The following is a 23,789-nucleotide window of genomic DNA, read 5'->3' on the forward strand; positions in this document are numbered from 1 at the left end:
TATTAATCAACATCATGACGCTGAAAATGATTCAGTTGATACTTCAACAGTACAGCAGACGACGAGCAAATTTTAATCCCAGCGAGCTGGACGGCTAAGATGTTCAGCATTAAGACTGAATCTCTGCCTTCAATTGCAACTGAGCCAGCCCAGTGCTGCCGGGGAAGTTTTTAGGAGGATGTAAGTCCGCTTTTGCTCATAGCAAACTTTGCTTTGCGCGCATGGCTGCTTTGTGCCAGTAGCTAACGTTGCTCACAGCGTGATAGGTTCAGTGGTAGAGGGAGAGCATCCTGCTATCCCCTTAACGCAAAAGGGAACGTCAGATGGATTTAGAAACTGCGCGTTTGAGGCTTGAACCCTTTCATGACTCACACTACGAGGGTTTGAGGATGATGGATAACGATCCCAGCGTGATGCGTTATATCAACAAAGGAATTGTTAAAACACCCGAAGAGACCTGGGAAAGTATAAGGCGCGTTCAGTCGCGTTGGGAGAGTTACGGGTATTCGTGGTGGGCTATTAAACAAAAGGCTTCTGAGATTGTCGTTGGCGCAGCATGCCTTCAGCATCTGGCAAACGTTGAGGGTGCACCTTTAGAGATTGGCTGGCGGCTCGTGCCGGAACATAATGGCAAAGGCTATGCAACAGAAGCGGCTAAAGCGATTATTGAATTCGCAGCAGTGCAGACAGGCGCGACGTATTTAGTGGCTGTTGCCGATCCTGAAAATATTCCCTCTCAAAAAGTGATGCAGCGGCTGGGGATGACTTACAAAGCTATAGAGCGGCATTACGACACACCCTGCGTCGTGTATGAACTTAACATTCGGCACGCTGATCAATTGCAATGAGACGCGGACATACAGTCCGCTTTTTGCCAGAAGCGGAGATTGAATACTGTTTTAGGGCAACGGCAGGTCCTGAGTATATTAGGACTATTATTTCAAGCTCTGGCTCTATGGATAGACGGGCAAACCCAAATGTCAGCAAAACTGCAGTTTTTGCGCTGAAGACAAGAGCAACAGATATTAACGACGTCGGTATCTGATTTAAGTCTGCGCCGCTTAAAACATGCTTAACAGAACCCTGGTGCTACATGTGATTCTGTTTTGCCAGCCATTGAATGGCCGTTGTCGTTGAAATTCCCTGACGGTGATTGTAAGTATTACGCTTACTCCAGGCTACGCCGTCTGGCCGTGCGAAAGCAAGTCGGTAATTTGCACCAACATCTTGCGGATTGTGCTGCACATCATCCTGAAGCTTTTGCCTGTCCAGTAATTTTCTGTTTACTTCAGTGCCCCAGTGTTCACTCATTAAATCAGCAAGCTCACTATAAGTCAGCGTATCACCTGCAATATAAACAATCTCGTTTCTGAAAGTGGGTTGATGAAAGAAAATGTCCGCAGTCAGCTGGCCGATATCTTCAGGTGTGGTTAGGGTTACCGCGTACTGCCAGTCTCCCAGAGCACAAACAGTTTTACTGTGCGCGTCAATCACACCAAAACTGGGCTCAAACAGATAGCTGGTAAAAATACCTGTAGATACAACGACCCAATCTGTCGCGCTTTGCTGGCGTAAAAGTTGGCGAACATCAAGTTGTTCATCCCAGACTTGTTGCCCACTGCCTTTGCCCACTACGTCATAGTCGACGCCAAACTGCCATGGGTAGTAGCGGGCTACAGCCGCTTTCAATACCGCCTGGGTAATTTTTATCTGTGTTCCCGGCCCGCCGACAAAACCACTGCAGTTGATGACGGCGTCAAAAGCAGCAAAGAGTTCACTCAGTTCATCAATACTGTCTTGCTGCAAATCGCCCTCTACTACAGCGATTCTAAGCTTCGTCAGTTCATCCAGGCGTGCCTTGCGCGAGCCAGAAACGGCATGAGCGGCTTCGCTTCTGAGTAACACGCTAATTTTTACATCGGTATGTTCCTGCGTTTTATTGCTCATCGCTCTCAATACCTGAATACCAAGCTCGCCAGCACCCAGTATTAGAACACTATTTTTCGGTTTTATTTCGGTATTCATTGTTGCTTCCTGTTGTATAAAAACCTCATCCTGACAGCTGAAATGGCCTGTTTCAATTAGGCACACGCATGATACCGGAGGTGGTATGGAGTCTGAGCGGAAAGCACTGTTACAATTTTCCAGAGAGTTTTGTGAGGAATTAAGCGACGATGATGAGGGGCTAAAACGTGAGATCCTGGCCCATGCAGGTAATCGCTGGTCGCTGGGCGTGCTGCATATTCTTGGTACCCATGGGCCTCTTCGCTACGGAGAGTTACGCCGCGACCTTACGAATGTCACTCAAAGAATGCTGACGCGAACACTGCGCCACCTGGAGCGGGACGGGCTTATATCCCGCTATGATTATGAGGAAAAATTGCCCCGGGTGGTTTATGCGATTACAGAAATGGGAAAAGAAATGCTTCTGCGGATGCTACCTTTATGGTCCTGGATTATCACATCCGCCAGTTATTTCCGGGAAACAAGAGCACAGTATGACGGTGAATGAATCTTCCCGTGACGACATGGCATAAATAAGCTTCAGGTATCCAGGCGTAATGAAACTCTCATCAGGCAGGATACCTGAAGCAGATATTTAATTCACTTCAGCAGCGTGTATAACCATAGAAATGGGAAAGTAATAAAGCCGCCAGCGGACGGCTTATGCGCAGAAAGATAAATTCAGTTGTATTCAATAATATCAAAACCTTCATCAGCCTTTGGTTCTGAAAAATAACGCGTTATAGTTTCAAATTGTTGATCTGAGGCCGAAAACTCATGCGCACCTTCCGCATTACGGGCGCGTAATCGGGATTTACATACTTCATCTGATACTTTCAGATAATGCAGCCTGTTACAGGCACTTGACTCTTTAATGATACTCATCATCCATTCACGATGGGTTTGGGTGTTTGCCGGAAAATCCAGAACGACGGATAAACCAGCTTTAAGTAGCGACACCAGATGAGGCTTCATAGCATTTCTGAGTCGTGAAGAATAGTGCACATAATCAGATATAGATTGCATTTCATCAGCAAAGAGGGCTGCCAGCCAGGTATCCTCACTGACAATTACAGTACCGGGTAATAAACCCAGTCTTGCTGACAATGTAGATTTTCCTGATGCAATTTTTCCACATAACAGGTGCAAAGTAGGTTTCTCTAACGCTGTTACTGTAGCAGTGTCCATTATTTACCTCACTGGATTATTACCGGTAAGGCCCGCCTTACCGGCGGGAAAATGGCGAACGCTATCCCACCTGAGTCAGACAGGTGATAATAAAAATTGAATGGAACAAGACAGAGTGTGTTTTCATTGTCCTTTAAGTTAACAAGGCTTGAATGCAAAATCAGCATTTATTTTACTTGTATACTGAATGCCCGCTTCTCGCTCATAGCGAACTCTATAAGCGCATACCCAGCGCAGGTTAAACCTCCCCTTATCAATCGCAAGGCGCACAAAAATATTTGCCTGACAATCGTTAGGTAGATGTTGACGCGCATCAAAACGCCCGCTAAGGTTTACCTAACTTACGTTAGTTAGACAACCCAGCCACCAACCTTCAGGATTAACCATGACGACTAAACTTCAGCTTTTTACCTCGCCTTCGGCCTTTCCCAATCCACAGCGTCTGCGTCTGTTCATGCACGAAAAAGGCATCGCTGAGCACTTTGCCGAGACCATCTATGACATGTCCCCTGTAGGCGAACAGCGTGGCTGGCGTCATTTGAATATGAACCCGTGGGGCGAAACCCCGACCCTTGAACTGGCTGACGGTAGTTACATTTCCGAAACGGCTGCCATCGTTCGTTATCTGGACCAGACCTATCCCGGCCGCAAGATCATGGGAGAGACTGCACTGGAACAGGGTCTGGATAACATGTGGGATAACCGGGTGTGGGTGCACATCCTGTATCGCATTGTTACAGCGTTCCACGTGTTGCACACCGGCCTCGGCTTCAAGCTTGAACTGACCAAAAATGAGGCCTGGGGCGAACACTGCCGTAAAGAAGCGCTGGCTCACGCCGCGCTGGTCAATCGTCATCTGTCAGACGGCCGTGAATGGCTGCTTGGCGGCGACGCCCCGACCTTCTCGGACATTACGCTGGCAACCGCGATCGCCTTCTCGAAATTCCCGGTCAATGCCACGCCGCTTGACGAGCGTTTTGAGTTCTTAGATGCGTACTGGCAGCGCTGGACAAAACGTCCAGCTTTCCAGGCCGCCTACGCCGATCGCAGCAGCGGCATTCCTGAGCTGGATTCGCCCGCCCAGTAACCGCTTCTTAATGGATATGCCAATAAGCAGTGCCTTGACAGAATAGCGGGAGAAAGCAAAAGCGATCCCCGCCAGACAAGCGCTAAAACGTCATGCACGCCGTCAATACATCTGAGTAAATCCTCCGCATGCAGGGCCGCGCTTTGCCCTGCGCTATCGCTCCATTACACTGTGCCCATCGCGTATCACCTTTATGGATAAAAGAAATGATAATTGAAAAAGCGGATGAGCCGTTTCTGCACACTTTTTTCGGCGAGCCGGTAGAGACGATCGAGCCTGGCTCCGCACAGGCGGAATCAATACGCCAGGCGCTGCAAAGCGCGCGGGCGCAGCGAACAGTTGAAGTAGAGAGCGACTGGAAGCGCAACGCGCTGTTCCTGGCGCTGTTCGTCTTTCTCTATGCGGCGCTGGGCGCTTCGCTGACGCTGGATCTCTCACGCACCACCGGTCATAAGAGCCTCGACTATGCGCTGCAGGCGGTGCCGGTGCTGCTCGCCTTCTCCGGCTTTTTTGTCTCGCTGCTGTTTCTGTTCGTAACCCGTAGCAGCGCCCGTCGGCAGCAAAACTGGGAGCGTTCCATCGTGCTGCTGGAGAAGTATGCCGGCGGCAATCTCTATAAGCAGATAATGGATCTCGGCGCGCGCACCACGCACTACTCGTTTTCCGCGATTAACGTCGCGCTGGCGCTGTTTATCTGCGTGACCTGGGTGGTGATGTACAACTTCTTTACCTTCACCACCAGCGGCGTTATCGGCAGCGTGATATCGCTGTTTATTACCACCATGACCTATGTGATTCTGGATATTCAATTGCTGAAGCCGCACAGGCTGGATCATGAAGTGCCGCTTGGGCTGGAGAAAGAGGAAGAGCGGGACGATAAATAAGCGAAAGCAGCACGTCGACACTGCGACGTGCTGCTTTTAGTAACAGAGGGCTGGCGTTTAAACGCGATCAGCGGCTCGGATGATTCACCTCGATCGGACGCAGATCGAACAGCAGTACTTCGGCATTATTGCCCTCGCTAAAGGTCAGGCTTGCCTCGTTACGCACGCGCGCGCCGTCGCCTGCATTGAAACGCATACCGTTCACCGTCACGCTGCCGCGCGCCACGTGGATATAGGCGTAGCGCGTCTCGTCCAGCGGGAAGGTCTGCTGCTCATCGCCATCAAACAGACCGGCGTAAAGGCGCATATCCTGACGCACCGACAAAGCATTATCCTCACCTTCAGGCGAAACGATCAGGCGCAGCTGACCGCGCTTTTCGCTTTCCGGCACCGAAATCTGCTGATAACCGGGCGGCGTTCCTTTTTCAGCCGGCACAATCCAGATCTGCAAAAAGTGCACGCCTTCGCTTTTCGAATGGTTGAACTCGCTGTGGGTCACGCCGCTGCCCGCGCTCATCAGCTGCACGTCGCCGGGAACGATAACCGAACCGGTGCCCATGGAATCTTTATGCTCCAGCGCCCCTTCCAGCACGTAAGAGAGGATCTCCATATTAGAGTGGGGATGCGCGCCGAAACCGCGCGAAGCCGCCACCCGGTCGTCGTTAATCACCAGCAGGTCGGAAAAGCCGCTCTGTTTTGGATCCCAGTAGTTCGCAAACGAAAAGGTGTGGCGTGAGTTCAGCCAGCCGTGGTCGCCATGGCCGCGTTGCTCTGACAGTCGTTGCTCAATCATGGTCTGCTCCTGTGTTGTTAAGGGGGAAGCGCCTGTGCCCTTCCGATGGAACAGACAATACCGTAAACTAAAATCCTTAAAAACGGGCTTAAATGGCAATCACTGTCACAGATAAGTGGACAATATGCAGACTGAAGATCTTCGTATTTACGTTGCCGTGATCCATGCGGGCAATTTTACCGCCGCGGCGGAACAGCTCATGCTCTCCAAGCAGTACGTCAGCCGCCGCATGGCCGCGCTGGAGGCGTCGCTCGGTTCGCAGCTGCTGATCCGCAATACGCGCAAGCTTTCGGTGACCGAAGCGGGCATGCTGTTTCTGACCCATGCGCAGCGCATTCTCGACGATATCCACGAAGCGGAGCAGGCGATGTCGACCCGACGCCAGGCGCTGCACGGCACGTTTCGCATCAGCATGCCGATGTCGTTCGGCATGAGCCATCTTTCGCCGCTTATCGCCCAGTTTCTGGCGCAGCATCCCGCCCTGCAGTTTCACATCGAGCTGGCGGATCGCTACGTAGATATGATCGGCGAAGGATTCGACATGGCGATTCGCATCGGCGCGCTGGCGGATTCGACCCTGATTGCGCGCCGCCTCGGCGAGCAGCGGCGCCTGATCTGCGCCAGCCCCGCTTACCTCGCGCGCGCGGGCACGCCCGCTACGCCGGACGACCTCGCTCAGCACGCCTGCCTGCGCTACGGCCGAGAAGCCCTGAGCGGCTGGGAGCTTCAGCAGGCGGGCAAAAGCAAGAGCGTGACGGTGCAGGGCCCGATGCTGAGCAATAACGGCGAGGTGCTGCGCGATGCGGCGATCGCCGGGCTGGGGCTGGTGCTGCTGCCGGGATTTATCGTCGAGCCGGCGCTAAAGCGCGGCGAACTGGTGAGCGTGCTTGAGGCGTATCAGCCCGCGCCGCTCTGCCTGAATGCGGTCTATCCGCAGCATCGCCAGCGCAGCGAGGTGAACCGCGTGCTGCTGAACTTTTTGCAGGAGCAGCTGGGAAATAAGGCGGGCTGAACAGCCCGCCTGAGATTACAGCGATACGTAAAGATGCAGCACGCGCACCAGCTGGGTCACGAAGCCATATTCGTTATCGTACCAGGAGACGGTTTTCACCAGCTGCAGGTCGCCTGCTTCGCTGATCTCCGTCTGGGTCGCGTCAAAGATCGAGCCGTAAGGCACGCCGATCACGTCGGTAGAGACGATCTGATCTTCCGTATATTTAAAAGATTCATTGTTTTCGCAGGCGCGCTTCAGCGCCGCGTTGATCTCGTCGACCGTGACCTTTTTCTCCAGAATCGACACCAGCTCGGTGACCGAACCGGTTTTGGTCGGCACACGCTGCGCATGGCCTTTTAGCTTGCCGGTCAACGCTGGGATCACCAGTCCGATCGCCTTCGCCGCGCCGGTGCTGTGCGGGATAATATTTTCCGCTGCGGCGCGCGAGGAGCGGAAATCTTTGCCGCGCGGTCCATCCACCAGCGCCTGCGTGCCGGTGTAGGCGTGGATAGTGGTCATGGTGCCGACCTTAATGCCGAAATTGTCGTGCAGGGCTTTCGCCATCGGCGCCAGGCAGTTCGTGGTGCAGGAGGCGACGGAGATGATCTTATCTTCGGCGCTGATGGTGTCGTGGTTAACGTTATAGACGATGGTCTTCATCTCGCCGGCCGGCGCGGAGATCAGCACCTTGCCCGCGCCCGCATCCAGGTGCGCCTGCGCTTTTTCCGCCGAGGTGTAGAAGCCGGTGCATTCGATAACCACGTCAACGCCCAGCGATCCCCACGGAATGTTTTTCGCCTCTTTCTCGGCGAAGACGGTAATTTTCTTGCCGTTAACCAGCAGCGCGTTGCCGTCCACGCTGACCTCGCCGTGGAATGCGCCGTAGTTGGAGTCATACTTCAGCAGGTAGGCGAGCATCTCAGGGGAGGTGAGATCGTTGATCGCCACCACCTCGACCGCTTCCTGCTGTTCCAGAATACGTCTTAATACCAGACGGCCAATGCGTCCAAAACCGTTGATGCCAATCTTCTTCATGGTGATCTCCCAGTGCCGGTAACACGGCGTGTTGAGGGTAAATTACGGGTGAATCTGCGCATCAAATCATTACTGCATAACACCATTGCACTGCGGTGAAGCAGAAAAGTATAGCCTGAGCGGGAGAGCGGAATTTGTCAGCAAGAGGCGCGAAGAAGAGGACGACAGGCAGAAAAAAACCGCCGCTGGCGGTTTAATCCTTGAAGCGTTTACGTCTGAACATAGCGTTCTGTTTACTGCGGTTCACCTTTCGTTTGGCGTAGGCCATGATAGTGGTCCAGTCGGGATCGGCGGTGTTTTTCATATAGTAGCTCAAGGCATCCGCCAGCTCGCTCCAGGCTTGCACCTGCTGCTGCGCGTCGCTGGTCAGCGCGGTTTTAAGCGTATCGATAAGCCCGTCGACCTTCTTTTTTACATCCGGCAATTTTTCGCCTGTCTGGTACCCTGCTGCGATGCGTCTTAATTCAAGCGCATAATGATCGACATCGACCTCTGTTATATACAAACCTACCTCTGCTCTTTTTGGCCTGATCCACAAGCATAGCGGTTCCAGCGGTATAGGCTACGCAAAACGGCAGAAAACTTTCTGCCGTTGTCGCTGAGGCTCTGTTGCAGGGTCAGAGCGTACGGAATACCGCGACCATATGGCGCAGTTGCCCGGCGCGTTCAGCCAGATCGTCCGCCGAAACCGCTGACTGCTCTACCAGCACCGCATTCTGCTGGGTCACCTGATCCATCTGATTAACCGCGATATTGACCTGCGAAACGCCGCTGCTCTGCTCTGCCGACGAAGAGGAGATATCGCGGATCAGCTGCGAGGTCTGCTCAATAGCGCTCAGGCTCTGCTTCACTTTATCCCCCGCGCTTTGCGCCATGTTCATTCCTTCCTGCGCCTGGCCAACCGACTCCTCAATCAGGCTTTTAATCTCTTTCGCCGCGCTGGCCGAACGCTGCGCCAGCGCGCGCACCTCCGTGGCGACCACCGCGAAGCCCTTGCCCGACTCGCCGGCGCGGGCGGCTTCTACTGCGGCGTTAAGCGCCAGGATATTGGTCTGGAAGGCGATGCTGTCGATAACTGAGGTAATCTCCTCGATCTTGCCTGAGCTGCCGCGGATCTTGCGCATCGACTCCATCACCGAATCCATCGCCTCGCCGCTCATCAGGGCCGCCTGGGTGGCGGAAACCGCTTTATCCGACGCATAGCGGGTATTGTCGGCGTTCTGCTGAATGATTGAAGCCAGCTGCTCCATGCTGGCGGCCGTTTGCGCCAGCGAGGCGGCCTGCTCTTCGGTGCGGGAAGAGAGATCGCCGTTGCCCTGAGCGATCTCTTCGGAAGAGGTCGCGATAGTGGCGGCGTGGCTTTTGATATCGGAAACCAGGCGGGCAAGATGCTGCTGCATCTTCATCAGCGCGTGCAGCAGCTCAGCCATTTCATTGCTGCCGCCGACATGCAGCGTCGAGGTCAAATCGCCTGCCGCAACCTGGCTGGCGAGGCGAACGGCGTCCTGCAGCGGGCGCGTCACCGAACGGCTGATCATCAGCGCCATGAAAATCGCCACCAGCGCGACCGCCAGCAGACCGGCCAGCAGCATATATTGCGCATAACGACGCGTATCGATCTGCTTTTGCAGCATCTGCGTCAGGCGGTCGCTGTTCTGCTCGCCGAGCGCGCTAAACTGGTTGATGGCCTGGGTAAAGGTCTGGACATATTCGACCGGCGCGACGCTGGCGCTTCTGCGGGCAAAAATACGCTCGGCCAGCTGCAGCGCGCCGAGCGCCTGGCGCTCCGCTTCCTGCGCGGCGGCGCTGAAATCCGCAGCCAGCGCCGGTTCGATAGCGTACACCTTCTCCAGATTGCCGTTAAACTGATCCAGCGCCGTTTTTCCCGCCTCTACCTGATAAGACATGCGGCTGTAATCGCTATCTGAGATGGCGCCGGAAGCGATCAGCGAAGCGCCGCCAGCGCGGATCTTCCCCAGCGTCTCGGTGAGCAGCGGCAGCCGGTTAAATATGCTGGTAATCAGCTGGTAGGTATTCAAATCGCTATCGAGCGACATGCCGTAATAGTCCAGCACGTCAAGGTTGGCGCTCAGCATGATCTGGATAAGCTGCGCATGTGCGGTCAGGCTGCTGGCGAATGAGAGCGCGCCGCCGTTGATATCGCTTTGTAGCTGTATCCACGCCTGTTCCATCTTCTCAAGACGCTGCAACGGCTGCGCGCTGGCGTCCTGCTGTCGCAGCTCCGACTGAATAACCTCGGAGAGCCGGTTGATCTCGGCCACCAGCGTCATACGCGGCGGGTTGTCTGGCTTCTTCAGCGCGATAGCGATAGCCGTTTCCGCGCGATGACGCTGCAGCAGATTCAGCAGCTTCAGCATCTGTTTTTCCACCGGAACGCCGCTCAGTTCGCGCTGCTTAGCATCGATAAGCTGGTTTCCGCTCTGGATAAAGAGCGTTGTCGGTAAAACAAATAAAATCAGGCCGAATAAGCCAAGGATAAGAAATTTAACGGGCAGGTTAATTTTATCAAGCAGGTTCTTCATCATTTTCCATCCTGGTAAGCTGACTGGTGGCATTGGCAATAAGTGTAAAAAATAAGCCGGGCTAATTTTTCAATAAATAATCAGGGCTGCGTCGCTAATGCTCGGCGACACCTTTTTTTAAAAACACACGGCAAAAATACTCAACGGAAATGGAGTATAGGTTGCTAACGGTGATTTACCACTGAGTGTACAGACGATATTTACTGCATAATGCAACTAAACCAAACTGATAAAAACTCTTTAAATACATCAAGTTAAAAAATTCACGCTCTTTACCATTTTCGACTCGGTAAGCCAGGCTGGAGGATAATGTTTTATTAGTATTTAAAGTTAAAGTTTAACGCATCCATGCCGATACCCCGCCGCCAGCGTTTATTTTCAGCGGAGCCTGATAAAAAAATAAGCGTCAAGGAGGCGAGAGCCGCTGCGCTGAATTAATACAGATTCCGCTTCGCCATCCCTATTGATTAATTTTCCTGCGAGCTGGGGTTTATGTTTCAGAGAGGATGATCGGTAGAGTGAGGTTTTTACTTTCACAAGTAGCAACAGAAAAAAGACGCCGACGCTGTTGTCTGGAGAGATCCTTGTTAACAAGCCTGCGCCGCATCAGGACAAAGATCACGGGCTGAGTTTGCTGCGCGCGAGCCACGCCTTCCAGCGATTTTCCACCAGATGGTAGCGATAGCCTCTGAAGCTGTCTCGTCTGAGCCAGCGCTCCTCAAAAAACTCATCGCTGCGGATCCAGCGCTCAAACAGCTGGCGTTCAGTCTCTTCGTCCATTGTCACCTCATCTTGCTGGCTGCTTCTCGCTTCGGTTACATCAAGTATAGACGACTGAAATCTCCCGCTGCGCTGCTGGCGCGCCAGCCGCCGCAAAAGCGGGCGCGCGATGCCTTCTCTGCCCACTGACCGGCAGCCGTAGCAGAGAGTAGTGCTGACTTCAGCGCAACCCGCTGGAAAGAGTCGCGATGGCGCTGTGATTCCCTTCACGAATTAGCCTTTACGGGAAACTTGTACAGCTGAGCTATAACCGTACAAAAGTGAAATTTAATTGATTTACTATGAATAAATTAGATGGCCACTATTTTTCATAACGATTAATCCTCCCTGTGAATTAAATATTTTCAACGCAATGCATTATTGAAATATTGCGACTCAGATTTCATAGTTAATTCGTCTCTGAACATTTTCCCCTGAGCGAGGTGACGATATGTTTCAACGACGCGGAGGACCGGGTATCGTGGCGGTAAGCCCGGAAAGGGCGCACGGGGCGGGACTCAAAGGCGGTCAGCTAAGCGGCGAGAAGGGTACAAACTGTCGCGAACGTGCGGTTGAAGCGGGTAGAACGGGCGGCAAAGTTAGCCGTCGACCGCAATCAGAAAAGACCGCGCAATAACTAAATCGCGCTCCCTAATATAATGGATAGTCTTTCTGGCTTTAATTGATCTCTTTTATTAACCGCTGAACCTGATGCCGTTACAGGAAGTGTCATTGCTACAACTTAAAACCAGCGTTGTTTACCGCCAGGCGGCGAAGCGCGTCTCCGGCGGTTAATCCGCCCACGTCGCGCAGCCCGATACCGGCCTGCGCGCGCTGCTCTTTTACTCCTGCGGATCGTTGCTGAAACGCCCCACCAGCGAGGCGGCGCCCAGCGCGTGCCCTTTCAGCTGCTTCACCAGCTCTTCATGCGTCAGACCCGCTTCGAGCTGTTCAGGCGGTAAATCAGTAGCGATGACGACAAAGTTATAGTGATGCATGCCGCTGCCGACCGGCGGGCATGGCCCATACCAGGCGTTGGTGCCAGGGGAATTTTTGCCGCCGGTATAGCCCTTGCCTTTGGTGAGATCGCCCTGGGCGAAAGCGGAAGTGGCGGCGGGAATGTTGTAGGCCACCATATGGGTAACGCCGAGGCCTTTGGCACCGACAGGATCGGTAACCAGCAGCGCGAAGCTTTTCGTGCCCTGCGGCGCGTTCGACCAGCTCAGCGCAGGCGAGACGTTGTCGCCGGTACAGGCGGGGCTGTTTTTGTTATTTCCGGCAAAGGATTTCGATAACAGGGCGTTGTCGCTAAAATCCTGCGATTGCAGCGTAAAAAGCGGCGCGGCGGCGAAACTCGCCGCCGGCAGTGCCGCCAGCAAAAGGGCGCTTGCTAATCTCATGAATGCTGTCTCCGTTTGGGTGGCTGAAACCTAAGTATGGAAGGCGCAGCGGGAACAGGCATGAAAATGCGAACACAACATAAAGGAAAACCTGAGGCCTCTTTTCACCGCGCAGCGCTTAGCGCCAGGGTCTACGCTTAGGCATTCCCTGCTAACACGGTGATTTCAATCTTATATGTCCGCTAAGGCTGCTGCGCTTTCACGCTTTTCTCCCGCGACTCAAGGCTGGTTCCAGCTCTCCTTCGCCGCGCCCACGCCAGTGCAGTCAGCGGCCTGGGACGCCATCGCCAGCGGCAAACATGCGCTGGTGATCGCGCCGACCGGCTCGGGAAAAACCCTCGCGGCGTTTTTACACGCCATCGACGCGCTGTTTCGCGAGCGCGAAGCGCAGGAGACGCCAGAGAAAGCCACGCGCACGCGCATTCTCTATATTTCGCCGGTTAAAGCGCTGGCGGCGGACGTGCAGCGCAATCTGCAGCTGCCGCTGGAGGGCGTTTACCAGCAGCGCCAGGCGGGCGGCGAAAAGGCGATTACGTTGACGGTGGGCATGCGTTCAGGCGATACCCCAGCTAATGAACGGGCAAAGCTTCAGCGCACGCCGCCCGATATCCTGATCACCACGCCGGAATCGCTGTTTTTGATGCTGACGTCGCGCGCCCGTGAAGCGCTGCGCGGCGTTACGACGCTGATTCTGGATGAGGTGCACGCGGTGGCGGGCGGCAAACGCGGCGCGCAGCTGGCGCTGAGCCTGGAGCGGCTGGATGCGCTGCTGCCTCAGCCGGCGCAGCGCATCGGTCTCTCGGCCACGGTGCGGCCTGTCGAGCGCATCGCGCAGTTTCTCGGCGGCGCGCAGGAGCCCCTGATCGTCAACCCGCCCGCTTCGCGCGCGCTGGAGATGCGCATCGCCGTGCCGGTCGAAGATATGACCGATATACCAGCACGCCCGGATAGCAGCGGCGCGCCCGACGCCAGCAGCGCGTCGGGCTCCATCTGGCCGCACATCGAACAGCGCATCCTTGAGCTGGTGCTGGCGCGCCGCGCCACTATCGTCTTCGCCAACTCTCGCGGCCTGGCGGAGAAGCTGACGGCGCGGCTTAACGAACGCTACGCCGCCAGCCTCAGCGACGAAGAGGCGCTGGCGAAACCCGCCCACGCCTACGGATCATTTAGCGGCGGCACCGAGAAACGCAGCGACGGCGCGTCAGCCGCCATCGCCCGCTCGCATCACGGCTCGGTTTCCAAAGAGCAGCGACGTGAAATCGAAGACGCCCTCAAAGCTGGCGAGCTGCGCTGCGTGGTTGCCACCTCTAGCCTGGAACTGGGTATTGATATGGGAAGCGTCGATCTGGTGATTCAGGTTGGCGCGCCGCCGTCGGTCGCCAGCGCGCTGCAGCGCGTCGGCCGCGCCAGCCATCAGGTCGGCGGCGTCTCCAGCGGCATCGTTTTTCCGCGCACGCGGCGCGATCTGCTCGACGCCACCGTGATTGTGCAGTGCATGCTGAGCGGCGAACTGGAGCCGGTCGCGCCGCCGCAGAATCCGCTCGACGTGCTGGCGCAGCAGACGGTCGCCGCCGTGGCGATGGACACCCTTTCGGTGGATGCGTGGTTCGCCGTCGTGCGGCGCGCCGATCCTTTTCGCAACCTGCCGCGCAGCCTGTTTGACGCCACGCTGGATATGCTGGCGGGCAAATATCCCGCCGATGAGTTCGCCCAGTTTCGTCCGCGCCTGATATGGGACCGCGCAGCGAATCTGCTGACGCCGCGTCCCGGCGCGCAACACCTCGCCGTCACCAGCGGCGGCACCATTCCCGATCGCGGCGCTTTCAGCGTGATGCTGCCGGAAGGCGAAGAGCAGGCGGGATCGCGCCGGGTCGGCGAGCTGGATGAAGAGATGGTCTACGAATCGCGGGTAAACGACATTATCACGCTCGGCGCCACCTCCTGGCGTATTCAGCAGATCACCCACGATCAGGTGGTGGTGGTGCCCGCGCCCGGCCGCTCGGCGCGTCTTCCCTTCTGGCGCGGCGACGGACTGGGGCGATCGGCGCTGCTGGGCGAAAGCATCGGCCGCTTTTTACGCACGCTCGACAGAGAGCAACAGGGCGGCGAGGTCAGCCAGATAGCGGGCCTCGACGCCAGCGCGCAGCATAATCTTCAGGCGCTGATAGCGGAGCAGCGCGAGGCGACAGGTCTGCTGCCGACCGACACCACGCTGCTGATCGAGCGCTGCCGCGATGAGACCGGCGACTGGCGCGTTATTCTTCATTCGCCCTGGGGCCAGCGCGTGCATGCGCCCTGGGCGCTGGCGGTCGCAGCGCGCATACGCCGCAGGATGGGGCTCGATCCCTCTGTGGTGGCGAGCGACGACGGCATTGTCGCGCGCTTTCCCGATATGGAGGGACGCGTGCCGGGCGCCGAGCTGTTTCAGTTCGACGCCGATGCCCTGCCGCGCGAGGTCACCGAAGCCATCGGTCATTCCGCGCTGTTTGCCGCGCGTTTCCGCGAATGCGCGGCGCGCGCCCTGCTGCTGCCGCGCCGCAATCCAGGCAAGCGCTCGCCGCTCTGGCAGCAGCGTCTGCGCGCCGGCGAGCTGCTGGCGGTTGCGCGCGACTACGCCGACTTCCCCATTCTGATCGAGACGGCGCGCGAGTGTCTGCAGGATGTGTACGATCTGCCTGCGCTGCATGAGCTGATGGCGCGTATTCAGAACGGCAGCGTGCAGTTTGCCGAGGTGACGACCGAGGCGCCGTCCCCTTTCGCCGCGCCCTTGCTGTTCGGTTACGTGGCTGAATTTATCTACGCCACCGATGCGCCGCTGGCGGAACGGCGCGCCTCGCTGCTGGCGCTCGACAGCGGCCTGCTGAACGAGCTGCTTGGCCAGGCCGATATGCGCGAACTGCTGGACGCCGGGGTGACGGCCCAGGTGGCGAAAGAGTTACAGCGCCTCGCCGCGCGCTACAGGGCCAGCGACAAAGAGGGCGTTGCCGATCTGCTGCGCGAGCTGGGCCCGCTGAGCGCAGCGGCGCTGGCAGCCCGCTTCGACGGTGACGCGCCCGAGCGCGCCATCGCTGAGCTGGTGGAGGCGCATCGCGCCTTCGTCGTCACCCTTGCCGGCGAACAGCGCTGGGCGGCGATTGAAGACGCCGCGCGCCTGCGCGACGCGCTGGGCGTCACACTGCCGCCAGATATTCCCGCCGCCTTTTTACAGCCGGCAACCGATCCGCTGCGCGATCTGTTCGGCCGCTACGCGCGCACCCATACGCCCTTTACCACTGGCGAGCTGGCGCGTCATTTCGGGCTGGGCCCGGCGGTAGTCAGCGAAACGCTGGAGCGCATGCGCGGGCAGGGCAAACTGCTTAAGGGCGATTTTGGCCACCCCGAGGAAGAGGCGGCGACCGGCTGGCGCGATCGGTGGGTGGCCGAAGAGGTTTTCAGGCGCCTGCGCATTCGCTCCTTGCAGGCCGCGCGCGAGGCGACGCGTCCGGTGCCGCCGGAAGCCTGGGTATCGCTGCTGCTGGAGCGGCAGGGATTAACCGGCGAGGCGCCGCATTCACCGGTGGCGCAGGGAAGTTACGAAGGGATAAACGGCGTGGCGCGCGTGGTGGAGCAGCTTGCCGGGCTGGCGCTGCCTGCGTCGATCTGGCAGTCGCAAATCCTGCCGTCGCGCGTGCACGACTATCAGCCCGCCATGCTGGACGAGCTGCTGTCGGCGGGCGAGGTTATCTGGGCAGGCGAGCGCTCGCTGGGCCATAACGACGGTCTGGTTTCGCTGCACCTGCGCGAGTTCGCGGCGGAAACGCTGCTGCCGCTGCCGCAGAGCAATGACGCGCTGCGTCTGACGCCGCTGCACGACGCTATTCTGGCGCGGCTGGATGACGGCGGCGCATGGTTCGCGCACCAGATCGCCGCCGCGGTCGCCGCCGAGCAGCCCGTCGATGAGGGGCAGATCCAGAACGCGCTGTGGGAGCTGGCGTGGGCCGGCTATGTCACCTCCGATACCTGGGCGGCGCTGCGCCAGCTGACCGGCATGGCGAACAGCGCGCGAGCGAAACCGACCCGTTCGCTGCGCACGCGACGCGGCCGCATTAGCCTGCCGCTGGGACGTCCGGTCACGCCCGCCCTGCCCGGACGCTGGTCGCGCCTGTATCGCTCGGTCGCGCCGCCGGCCCAGCTGGCGCTGGCGATTGCCGAAAATATGCTGGACCGCTGGGGCGTGGTGACGCGCGGCGCGGCGATCGCGGAGCAGGTGCCGGGCGGATTCCCGGCGCTGCAGCCGGTGATGCGTGGGCTGGAGGATGCCGGACGCGTGCTGCGCGGCCGCTTCGTCGCCGGGCTGGGCGGCGCGCAGTTCGCGGAGAACGCCACTATCGAGCGCCTGCGCATTATCGCGGAACGCGCCGCGCGCGATCCGCTGGCGGTGGCGCTTTCCGCCGCCGATCCCGCCTCTCCCTTTGGCGTAACGCTGCGCTGGCCCGCGCATAGCGCCGCTTCGCGTCCGGTTCGCCGCAGCGGCGCGCTGGTGGTGATCTGTCACGGTCAGCTGGCGCTCTATCTGGCGCAGGGCGGTAAAGAGCTGCTGAGCTATGGCGAAGAGAGCTGGCACGCCGCCGCGGTCGCGGCGCTGGCCGTCGCGCTGCGGCGAGAGAGAGCCTCTGGCTTTACGCTGGAAACGATTGACGGCAAACCCGCAGGCGAGTCGCCGCTGATCGACGCGCTGCGCCGTGCCGGCTTTTCACGCGAGCCGAAAGGGTATGGCTGGTATGGGTAAGAGAAAACGGATGAGGCGAGCCAGGCGACTGGCCGTCTCTTTTTACGCACTTCGTGCTGGGAAATGATCCAAAATAGTGATTAACTCTATTAAGCTTTGCGCTAGCCTCTGATTTTGGACGCTACATTCAGTCTTATTTTCAGATGAATGTTAAATTCAGCAGCTCATATTTATTTATGCAGAAAAGAAGCGTTAGATGATGCTGTAGCAATAAATCAAAGCGTCTGTTCTGCCTGAGAGATTGCCGATCGATCAGAAGCATCAAAATAACGGTTTTTTGAGATTTATAGTATGTCAGCCAGCGAACCAAATTAATTCGACTGGCTGACGCTTTCCCTGTGCTGCATTTTTAGCCAACCGATTACATGGTCAGGTTTATCGTTGTTTCCAGACTCACTATAGGCGCTACTTTTTCATTTCAAAACTGTACCAGGGCCCCCTTCCTGGCTGTACTTTGGTACAGGGCTTTGCAAAATATGGACATGATAAGCAAGGAGAAAAGATGTTCTCTTTTTTAGCGAATAATCCTTCGGCGCTGCAGACTCTGCGGGATTATATAGACAGAAAAATGGTTTCGCCCGAAGTGCATCAATACGCTTATTTGGTAATCAGCAAAAGCAATCCTTTCGAAAGCCTGCTTATTTCTACCTATCCTGATGAATGGATAAAAATTTATCAGGATAATCACTTCCAGTTTATCGACCCCGTCGTCCTGAAAGCGTTTAAACAATCCTCGCCTTTTGCATGGGACGAAAACATCACTTTTCTTACCGACAGAATATTCTCTCTGTCGCGCCGCTATAATATCCTTAATGGGTTCACCTTTGTGCTGCACGATCACCATAACAATCTTGCGCTGCTTTCGATTATTCCAAAAAGCGGCGATCCTGATGCGGCCGAATCGCCTTTCTGGCGTGATAAACAGCTTATGCAGATGCGGCTCATTGAATTCAATGCGCAAATGTACAGGCTGATCGAGCTGGCGGCGGGGGAGAGGCAGGCTTTGCGCCCTGACGCAACCAAAGCGATATTTACCCAGCGCGAACATGAGGTGCTCTACTGGGCCAGCCTGGGAAAGACCTATCCGGAGATAGCCGCTATTCTGGCTATTTCCGTCAGTACGGTAAAGTTCCACATGGGCAATATCGTCAATAAGCTTCAGGTAGCTAACGCGCGCCAGGCCATCAGGCGCTGCGCTGCGCTGAATCTGATTAGCTCGCCAGCCTCGGCTGAAAGTTAGCTCGGAATGCTGGCGCGACCTGCCCTGTTTCTCCTTCACGCTAAGCTTAACCGCCGATCACGGTCTACACTCCCCTATTGTCTTGTTGTAAGAGCTAAGGGAGAAAAGCATGTCAAAGAAAGCACTTATCGCCGGGATCAGCGGCGTGATCGGCACCGCATCGGCGGAGCGCCTGCTGGCGGACGGCTGGGAAGTCTACGGGCTGTCGCGCGGACGCACGCCGGTGCCGCAGGGCTGCCATGCTCTGACCGCCGATCTGACCTCGCCGGATTCGGTAAAAGAAGCGCTGAAAGATCTCCAGCCTGACGCGCTTTTCTTCAGCGTCTGGGCGCGCCAGGAAACGGAAAAAGAGAACATTCGCGTTAACGGCGGAATGGTGCGTAACGTCATAGAGGCGCTGGGCGACCGTCTTAACGGCAGCCATGTCGCGCTGGTAACCGGTCTTAAGCACTATCTCGGCCCGTTTGACGCTTACGGCAAAGGCGCGGTGCCGATGACGCCGTTTCGTGAAGAGCAGGGACGCCAGCCGGTTGATAACTTCTATTACGCGCAGGAAGACGAGCTGTTTGCCGGCGCGGAGAAATTTGGCTATCGCTGGAGCGTGCATCGCCCGCACACGGTGATCGGTTTTGCGCTGGGCAACGCGATGAATATGGGACAGACGCTGGCGGTCTACGCCTCGCTGTGCAAATTCCATAACCTGCCGTTTATCTTCCCCGGCTCGGCGGCGCAGTGGCATGGCGTCACCGACATGAGCAGCGCGACGCTGGTGGCGGAGCAGCTGGAATGGGCGACCAGCGCGCCAGGCGCGCAAAACGAAGATTTCAACACCGTAAACGGCGACGTGTTCCGCTGGAAATGGATGTGGGGCGAGATTGCCAGTTACTTCGGCATTGAGGCGCAGCCGATGCCGGATGAACCCCAGCCGCTGGAACAGCGTATGACCGACGCCGAGGCGCAGTGGAAAGCCGTCGCGCAGCACTATCAGCTACGCGAGGCGGATATCAATCGTCTGGTTTCCTGGTGGCACACCGATGCCGATCTGGGCCGCCCGATGGAGGTCTTCACCGATATGAGCAAGAGCCGCAAAGCGGGCTTTACCGGCTATCACAGCACGCGCGACGATCTTTTCGCGCTGTTTGATCGCCTGAAGCAGGAAAAGCTGATCCCGGCATAAAAAAAGGTCCCGCCTGCGGGCGGGACCGCTGTTTTACTCTTCGTCCTGCGCGACGCGCACCACGGTTTTGCCGAAGTTTTTCCCCTCCAGCATGTCAAAAAACGCCGCAGGCGCATTTTGTAATCCGTCGATCATGTGCTCGCGATAGCGAATCTCGCCCTGCTCAACCCAGGGCTCCATCGCCTCAAGGAACTCGCCGTAGCGATGGCCATAGTCGTCGAAAATGATAAAGCCCTGCACCCGCAAACGTTTCTTGAGAATATCGCCCATCAGCAGCGACAGGCGATCCGGGCCGTCCGGCAACTCGGTTGCGCTGTAGCCGGAGACCAGCCCGCACACCGGAATACGCGCTTTGGTATTCAGCAGCGGCAGCACCGCGTCGAATACCTTGCCGCCCACGTTTTCATAATAGATGTCGATGCCGTCCGGGCAGGCCTGTTCCAGCTGCGCCGCCAAATCATCCTGATGGTGATCCAGACAGAGATCGAACCCCAGCACCTCGACCGCATGGCGGCACTTCTCTTCCCCGCCGGCGATGCCCACGACGCGACAGCCTTTCTTCTTGCCGATCTGCCCTACCGTTGCGCCCACCGGTCCGGTCGCCGCTGCCACCACCAGCGTTTCGCCAGGCTGCGGTTCGCCGATATCCAGCAGGCCCATATAGGCGGTAAAGCCCGGCATACCCAGCACGCCCAGCGCCCAGGAAGGATTAGCGAGGTCGTTGCCCAGCTTTTTCACCGCAGAGGCGGGAGCGACCGAATAGGCCTGCCAGCCGCCGCTCGACAACACCCAGTCGCCTGGCTGGAAATCGCCATAGCGCGATTCCACGACGCGGCTCACCGTGCCGCCGACCATAACGTCGCCCAGCTTCACCGGTTCGGCATAGGATTTTGCGTCGCTCATCCGGCCGCGCATATAGGGATCGAGCGACAGATAGAGGGTGCGCAGCAGCAGATCGCCCTCTTCCAGCGCGGGCAGCGGGATTTCGCCGAATTCGAAGTTCTCCTGAACCGGTTTACCGTGCGGGCGCGAGGCCAGTCTCCAGCCGTAATTTTGCGGTTTCGCCATCATTTCCTCCGTTGGTTAAAGCTTTAATGCTCCCATTGAGGCTAACAGAGGATGAGAAACTTGCCTGGCCGTAATGGCTATACCTGCCGCGGAAAAAAACAGACCAGCGGCAAGTAACCGCTAATTTATTGATTTTCATCAACTGTACCCCGCAAGGAATGTGACGAAGCCAGCAGAAACGCAGCGCAGTTAAGCGGGAAGGTAGTGGGAATTTTGTTAAGCAAGGATGTGAAAATGACACAGCGTATGATTTTGAATGAGACCGCTTTTTTTGGCGCAGGCGCCATCCGCAATCTGCCGGATGAGGTCCGGCGGCGCGGCCTGGCGAAGGCGCTCATCGTCACCGATAAGGCGCTGGTCGCCGCTGGCGCCGTGAAGCGCGTCACCGACCTGATGGATGCCCATCAGCTTCTCTGGGCGCTCTACGACGAGGTGGTGCCGAACCCCACCATCGCCGTGGTGCAGCGCGGCGTCGAGATTTTTAAGCAGGTTGAGGCGGACTATCTGATCGCCATCGGCGGCGGCTCGCCGCAGGATACCAGCAAAGCGATCGGCATTATTATCAACAACCCCGAGTTCGCGGACGTGCGCAGCCTGGAAGGCTTCGCGCCGACGCGTAATCCCTGCGTTACCCTGATCGCCATCCCCACCACCGCGGGCACCGCGGCGGAAGTCACCATCAACTATGTGATTACCGACGAAGAAAAACGCCGTAAATTCGTCTGCATCGATCCGCACGATATTCCAAAGGTGGCGATCATCGACGCAGAGATGATGGCCAGCATGCCGCCGGCGCTGAAAGCCGCAACCGGCATCGACGCGCTGACGCACGCCATTGAAGGCTATATTACGCGCGGCGCCTGGAAGCTGACCGATATGCTGCATCTCAACGCCATTGAAATCATTAGCCAGTCGCTGCGCGACTCGGTGAAAGGCGATATGCAGGCGGTAGAGCAGATGGCGCTGGGCCAGTATGTCGCCGGTATGGGCTTCTCCAACGTCGGGCTCGGCCTGGTGCACGGTATGGCGCACCCGCTGGGCGCTTTTTATAACGTGCCGCACGGCGTCGCCAATGCGATCCTGCTGCCGAGGGTGATGGCATGGAATGCGGACTACACCGGCGAGAAATATCGCGATATCGCGCGCGCGATGGGGGTAAAAAGCGTCGATACGCTGTCGCTGGCGCAGGCGCGTCAGGCGGCTGTCGAGGCGGTAAAACAGCTCTGCCGCGACGTGGGCATTCCGGCTTCGCTGCGCGATGTCGGCCTCAACCCCGATGACGTGCCGGCGCTGGCCCAGGCCGCGCTGGATGATGTCTGCACCGGCGGCAATCCGCGCGAAGCCACACTGGAAGATATCAAAGCGCTCTATCTGCAAAGTTAAGCCTCTGTGCCGCCTTTCGGGGCGGCACTGTCCTCTCTTTTTCTTGCTTCCGGCACACCTCACAGTATTGAGTGATGGAACAGGCTTCAATTGCTTATTTAATAACCTGTTTGGCCGGCGTTTATCCAGAGACTACAAGCGGAGCCGCGCGACTGCTATTCTAGCCGCCTTGGCATGATGATTGACGAGGGGAAACCATGAAACGTATCGCCATTGAGATGGATGAAGTCATTATCGACTTGAACCACAAATTTAGCCCTGACGCCGCCTCTCACGAGGTTCAGACAGGTTCACTGGACTCAGCAAAACCACAACAGTCGCGCCCGGCGCTGTTTCAGGAGATTGAAGAACTGATCGGCGAAGAGAGTTTTTACGCCGGACTGCCAGCATTGCCAGACGCGCAGCGCGTGATTGAACGCCTGGCGCAGGAGTATGAAATTTTTATTACCACAGCAGCAGTGGAATTTCCGCGCTCGCTTACGGCGAAACTTGAATGGCTGAAAGCGAATTTTCCGTTTATCAGCCCGATGAATATCATTTGCTGCAGCAGCAAGGGCATTCTCAATGCGGACTATTTGATTGACGCTAATCCGCAGAATTTCGCTCAGTTCACCGGCGAAGGCGTGTTGTTCAGCACGGCGCAAAACCAGCAGGAAACCGGTTACGATCGCGTCGATAGCTGGCGTGACATTGAACAGCGCTTTCTCTGATTACCACCGGCTTCGCCACGCGCTTCTGCGCGTGCAGCCCCCGCGCCAGAAGGATTCGGCGCGTTTTCCCTGCCCAATTTCAGCCTGAAATCGCTGGCAGCCGTCGCTTCCTCGGCTCCAAATCAATTTCTTTAATTTCCGCTGTAGCTTTTTACTTGATCTGGATCACGATTTTCCGCATAGTGCGCAGCAAAACCACTATAACGATGCGGAGTTTTGATGAGCCTCTATCAACATATGCTGGTGTTCTATGCGGTTATGGCTTCGATCGCCACGCTAATCACCTTTTTTATCGCAAAGGATAAGCTGACGATTCGCGCGCTAAGCGCCTTTCTGGTCGGCGCCACCTGGCCGATGAGCTTTCCCGTCGCCCTGATGTTTGCTCTGTTCTGATCCTGAATGCCCTGCAAGCCGCCTTGCGGCTTCATCCTGATTTTTCGAACTTTTTCCTGCCGCCAGCTACACTTAGCAGTACGCCTCTGGTCACGCTGCTGACCAACGATGTTTGTTTGCTTACTTCATCTCATCACAAGGAGCGGATATGCGTTTTGTTGCCTTTGCCCTGTTTATTACTCTGCTGAGCGCCTGTCGGTCAGGCCCTATGGCGCCGGAAAAGCCCGTGCCTTCCGCTGAAACGCGACAGCAAACCTGCCAGCCAGGCACTACCGCCAGTCAGAACGACTGCGGCCATTTTCCTGAACCGGAATTTCATTAAGCGGACGTTGCGGTGAGCCTGTGCAGGCGCATCATTCAGAA

The 23,789-nt window shown here is 57.0% G+C and carries 22 protein-coding genes; 13 read left to right on the forward strand and 9 right to left on the reverse strand.

Annotation, left to right across the window (positions count from 1 at the left end; genetic code table 11):
- The first annotated feature begins 323 nt into the window (after positions 1-323).
- On the forward strand, positions 324-848 hold the full coding sequence (locus AC6I7Z_RS21580; RefSeq protein ID WP_497815835.1) for a GNAT family N-acetyltransferase: 525 nt from the start codon (positions 324-326) through the stop codon (positions 846-848).
- Between the two features lie 241 nt (positions 849-1,089).
- Here AC6I7Z_RS21580 and AC6I7Z_RS21585 read toward each other — a convergent pair whose 3' ends face one another.
- Positions 1,090-2,025, reverse strand: coding sequence for an aromatic alcohol reductase (locus AC6I7Z_RS21585; protein ID WP_497815836.1), 936 nt, complete (start codon positions 2,023-2,025; stop codon positions 1,090-1,092).
- Between the two features lie 85 nt (positions 2,026-2,110).
- Between AC6I7Z_RS21585 and AC6I7Z_RS21590 the strand changes: the two genes are divergently transcribed.
- Entirely contained in the window at positions 2,111-2,512 is a 402-nt protein-coding gene (locus AC6I7Z_RS21590; protein WP_497815837.1) for a winged helix-turn-helix transcriptional regulator, read from the forward strand.
- Positions 2,513-2,685: 173 nt separating this feature from the next.
- Here AC6I7Z_RS21590 and AC6I7Z_RS21595 read toward each other — a convergent pair whose 3' ends face one another.
- Positions 2,686-3,192: a P-loop nucleotide/nucleoside kinase family protein gene (locus tag AC6I7Z_RS21595; protein ID WP_497815838.1), complete on the reverse strand. Its 507-nt coding sequence runs from the start codon at positions 3,190-3,192 to the stop codon at positions 2,686-2,688.
- 385 nt (positions 3,193-3,577) lie between these two features.
- On the opposite strand from AC6I7Z_RS21595, the gene AC6I7Z_RS21600 reads away from it, so the two are divergent.
- Both AC6I7Z_RS21600 and AC6I7Z_RS21605 read left to right on the forward strand, forming a co-directional pair.
- Positions 3,578-4,279: a glutathione S-transferase family protein gene (locus AC6I7Z_RS21600; RefSeq protein ID WP_497815839.1), complete on the forward strand. Its 702-nt coding sequence runs from the start codon at positions 3,578-3,580 to the stop codon at positions 4,277-4,279.
- Positions 4,280-4,485: 206 nt separating this feature from the next.
- Entirely contained in the window at positions 4,486-5,163 is a 678-nt protein-coding gene (locus AC6I7Z_RS21605) for a RipA family octameric membrane protein (protein ID WP_048781165.1), read from the forward strand.
- 67 nt (positions 5,164-5,230) lie between these two features.
- Here AC6I7Z_RS21605 and AC6I7Z_RS21610 read toward each other — a convergent pair whose 3' ends face one another.
- Positions 5,231-5,956 carry a pirin family protein gene (locus AC6I7Z_RS21610; protein ID WP_497815840.1) on the reverse strand — a complete coding sequence of 242 codons (726 nt, stop codon included), beginning with the start codon at positions 5,954-5,956 and terminating at the stop codon, positions 5,231-5,233.
- Positions 5,957-6,080: 124 nt separating this feature from the next.
- Here AC6I7Z_RS21610 and AC6I7Z_RS21615 point away from each other — a divergent pair, with 124 nt between their 5' ends.
- A complete protein-coding gene (locus tag AC6I7Z_RS21615) occupies positions 6,081-6,968 on the forward strand; it encodes a LysR family transcriptional regulator (protein WP_497815841.1) in 888 nt (295 codons plus the stop codon).
- Positions 6,969-6,983: 15 nt separating this feature from the next.
- On the opposite strand, the gene gap is transcribed toward AC6I7Z_RS21615, so the two are convergent.
- The 4 genes from gap to AC6I7Z_RS21635 all read right to left on the reverse strand — a co-directional run bounded on the left by gap (position 6,984) and on the right by AC6I7Z_RS21635 (position 11,308).
- Positions 6,984-7,985, reverse strand: coding sequence for a type I glyceraldehyde-3-phosphate dehydrogenase (gap, locus tag AC6I7Z_RS21620; RefSeq protein WP_497815842.1), 1,002 nt, complete (start codon positions 7,983-7,985; stop codon positions 6,984-6,986).
- A gap of 193 nt (positions 7,986-8,178) precedes the next feature.
- Positions 8,179-8,409, reverse strand: coding sequence for a hypothetical protein (locus tag AC6I7Z_RS21625; protein ID WP_497815843.1), 231 nt, complete (start codon positions 8,407-8,409; stop codon positions 8,179-8,181).
- A 193-nt stretch (positions 8,410-8,602) separates the two neighbouring features.
- Entirely contained in the window at positions 8,603-10,528 is a 1,926-nt protein-coding gene (locus tag AC6I7Z_RS21630; protein WP_497815918.1) for a methyl-accepting chemotaxis protein, read from the reverse strand.
- 618 nt (positions 10,529-11,146) lie between these two features.
- Positions 11,147-11,308, reverse strand: coding sequence for a hypothetical protein (locus AC6I7Z_RS21635; RefSeq protein ID WP_497815844.1), 162 nt, complete (start codon positions 11,306-11,308; stop codon positions 11,147-11,149).
- Between the two features lie 430 nt (positions 11,309-11,738).
- Here AC6I7Z_RS21635 and AC6I7Z_RS21640 point away from each other — a divergent pair, with 430 nt between their 5' ends.
- A complete protein-coding gene (locus tag AC6I7Z_RS21640; protein ID WP_497815845.1) occupies positions 11,739-11,924 on the forward strand; it encodes a con-10 family general stress protein in 186 nt (61 codons plus the stop codon).
- 205 nt (positions 11,925-12,129) lie between these two features.
- On the opposite strand, the gene AC6I7Z_RS21645 is transcribed toward AC6I7Z_RS21640, so the two are convergent.
- The gene (locus AC6I7Z_RS21645) at positions 12,130-12,687 is read right to left on the reverse strand and encodes a YbhB/YbcL family Raf kinase inhibitor-like protein (RefSeq protein ID WP_497815846.1); all 558 of its coding nucleotides are present in this window, start codon (positions 12,685-12,687) and stop codon (positions 12,130-12,132) included.
- A 175-nt stretch (positions 12,688-12,862) separates the two neighbouring features.
- Here AC6I7Z_RS21645 and AC6I7Z_RS21650 point away from each other — a divergent pair, with 175 nt between their 5' ends.
- From AC6I7Z_RS21650 to AC6I7Z_RS21660, 3 genes are all read left to right on the forward strand, one after another.
- Entirely contained in the window at positions 12,863-17,455 is a 4,593-nt protein-coding gene (locus tag AC6I7Z_RS21650) for an ATP-dependent helicase (RefSeq protein ID WP_497815847.1), read from the forward strand.
- A 502-nt stretch (positions 17,456-17,957) separates the two neighbouring features.
- Positions 17,958-18,695 carry a helix-turn-helix transcriptional regulator gene (locus AC6I7Z_RS21655; protein WP_497815848.1) on the forward strand — a complete coding sequence of 246 codons (738 nt, stop codon included), beginning with the start codon at positions 17,958-17,960 and terminating at the stop codon, positions 18,693-18,695.
- 109 nt (positions 18,696-18,804) lie between these two features.
- Positions 18,805-19,872, forward strand: a complete 1,068-nt coding sequence (locus AC6I7Z_RS21660) for an SDR family oxidoreductase (RefSeq protein ID WP_497815849.1) — start codon at positions 18,805-18,807, stop codon at positions 19,870-19,872.
- Between the two features lie 33 nt (positions 19,873-19,905).
- Here the strand turns inward: AC6I7Z_RS21660 and curA are convergent, their stop codons facing one another.
- Positions 19,906-20,940: an NADPH-dependent curcumin/dihydrocurcumin reductase gene (curA, locus tag AC6I7Z_RS21665; protein ID WP_497815850.1), complete on the reverse strand. Its 1,035-nt coding sequence runs from the start codon at positions 20,938-20,940 to the stop codon at positions 19,906-19,908.
- A gap of 234 nt (positions 20,941-21,174) precedes the next feature.
- Between curA and fucO the strand changes: the two genes are divergently transcribed.
- The 4 genes from fucO (at position 21,175) to AC6I7Z_RS21685 (ending at position 23,748) form a co-directional block, all read left to right on the forward strand.
- Positions 21,175-22,323 (forward strand): lactaldehyde reductase, encoded by a 1,149-nt coding sequence (gene fucO, locus AC6I7Z_RS21670; protein ID WP_497815851.1) that lies wholly within the window; start codon positions 21,175-21,177, stop codon positions 22,321-22,323.
- 197 nt (positions 22,324-22,520) lie between these two features.
- Entirely contained in the window at positions 22,521-23,033 is a 513-nt protein-coding gene (locus AC6I7Z_RS21675; RefSeq protein WP_497815852.1) for a 5' nucleotidase, NT5C type, read from the forward strand.
- A gap of 219 nt (positions 23,034-23,252) precedes the next feature.
- Positions 23,253-23,426 carry a GhoT/OrtT family toxin gene (locus AC6I7Z_RS21680; RefSeq protein ID WP_065426280.1) on the forward strand — a complete coding sequence of 58 codons (174 nt, stop codon included), beginning with the start codon at positions 23,253-23,255 and terminating at the stop codon, positions 23,424-23,426.
- 148 nt (positions 23,427-23,574) lie between these two features.
- Positions 23,575-23,748: a hypothetical protein gene (locus AC6I7Z_RS21685; protein ID WP_193390062.1), complete on the forward strand. Its 174-nt coding sequence runs from the start codon at positions 23,575-23,577 to the stop codon at positions 23,746-23,748.
- Positions 23,749-23,789 lie beyond the last annotated feature (41 nt).

This window comes from Pantoea sp. X-Soil-MYKO-1289 (assembly GCF_059730625.1).

Excerpts from the sequence above, each read along its gene's own strand:
- AC6I7Z_RS21580 (WP_497815835.1), top strand. The coding sequence starts at position 324 with ATGGATTTAGAAACTGCGCGTTTGAGGCTTGAACCCTTTCATGACTCA.
- AC6I7Z_RS21585 (WP_497815836.1), bottom strand. The coding sequence starts at position 2,025 with ATGAATACCGAAATAAAACCGAAAAATAGTGTTCTAATACTGGGTGCT.
- AC6I7Z_RS21590 (WP_497815837.1), top strand. The coding sequence starts at position 2,111 with ATGGAGTCTGAGCGGAAAGCACTGTTACAATTTTCCAGAGAGTTTTGT.
- AC6I7Z_RS21595 (WP_497815838.1), bottom strand. The coding sequence starts at position 3,192 with ATGGACACTGCTACAGTAACAGCGTTAGAGAAACCTACTTTGCACCTG.
- AC6I7Z_RS21600 (WP_497815839.1), top strand. The coding sequence starts at position 3,578 with ATGACGACTAAACTTCAGCTTTTTACCTCGCCTTCGGCCTTTCCCAAT.
- AC6I7Z_RS21605 (WP_048781165.1), top strand. The coding sequence starts at position 4,486 with ATGATAATTGAAAAAGCGGATGAGCCGTTTCTGCACACTTTTTTCGGC.
- AC6I7Z_RS21610 (WP_497815840.1), bottom strand. The coding sequence starts at position 5,956 with ATGATTGAGCAACGACTGTCAGAGCAACGCGGCCATGGCGACCACGGC.
- AC6I7Z_RS21615 (WP_497815841.1), top strand. The coding sequence starts at position 6,081 with ATGCAGACTGAAGATCTTCGTATTTACGTTGCCGTGATCCATGCGGGC.
- gap (WP_497815842.1), bottom strand. The coding sequence starts at position 7,985 with ATGAAGAAGATTGGCATCAACGGTTTTGGACGCATTGGCCGTCTGGTA.
- AC6I7Z_RS21630 (WP_497815918.1), bottom strand. The coding sequence starts at position 10,528 with ATGAAGAACCTGCTTGATAAAATTAACCTGCCCGTTAAATTTCTTATC.
- AC6I7Z_RS21635 (WP_497815844.1), bottom strand. The coding sequence starts at position 11,308 with ATGGACGAAGAGACTGAACGCCAGCTGTTTGAGCGCTGGATCCGCAGC.
- AC6I7Z_RS21640 (WP_497815845.1), top strand. The coding sequence starts at position 11,739 with ATGTTTCAACGACGCGGAGGACCGGGTATCGTGGCGGTAAGCCCGGAA.
- AC6I7Z_RS21645 (WP_497815846.1), bottom strand. The coding sequence starts at position 12,687 with ATGAGATTAGCAAGCGCCCTTTTGCTGGCGGCACTGCCGGCGGCGAGT.
- AC6I7Z_RS21650 (WP_497815847.1), top strand. The coding sequence starts at position 12,863 with ATGTCCGCTAAGGCTGCTGCGCTTTCACGCTTTTCTCCCGCGACTCAA.
- AC6I7Z_RS21655 (WP_497815848.1), top strand. The coding sequence starts at position 17,958 with ATGTTCTCTTTTTTAGCGAATAATCCTTCGGCGCTGCAGACTCTGCGG.
- AC6I7Z_RS21660 (WP_497815849.1), top strand. The coding sequence starts at position 18,805 with ATGTCAAAGAAAGCACTTATCGCCGGGATCAGCGGCGTGATCGGCACC.
- curA (WP_497815850.1), bottom strand. The coding sequence starts at position 20,940 with ATGGCGAAACCGCAAAATTACGGCTGGAGACTGGCCTCGCGCCCGCAC.
- fucO (WP_497815851.1), top strand. The coding sequence starts at position 21,175 with ATGACACAGCGTATGATTTTGAATGAGACCGCTTTTTTTGGCGCAGGC.
- AC6I7Z_RS21675 (WP_497815852.1), top strand. The coding sequence starts at position 22,521 with ATGAAACGTATCGCCATTGAGATGGATGAAGTCATTATCGACTTGAAC.
- AC6I7Z_RS21680 (WP_065426280.1), top strand. The coding sequence starts at position 23,253 with ATGAGCCTCTATCAACATATGCTGGTGTTCTATGCGGTTATGGCTTCG.
- AC6I7Z_RS21685 (WP_193390062.1), top strand. The coding sequence starts at position 23,575 with ATGCGTTTTGTTGCCTTTGCCCTGTTTATTACTCTGCTGAGCGCCTGT.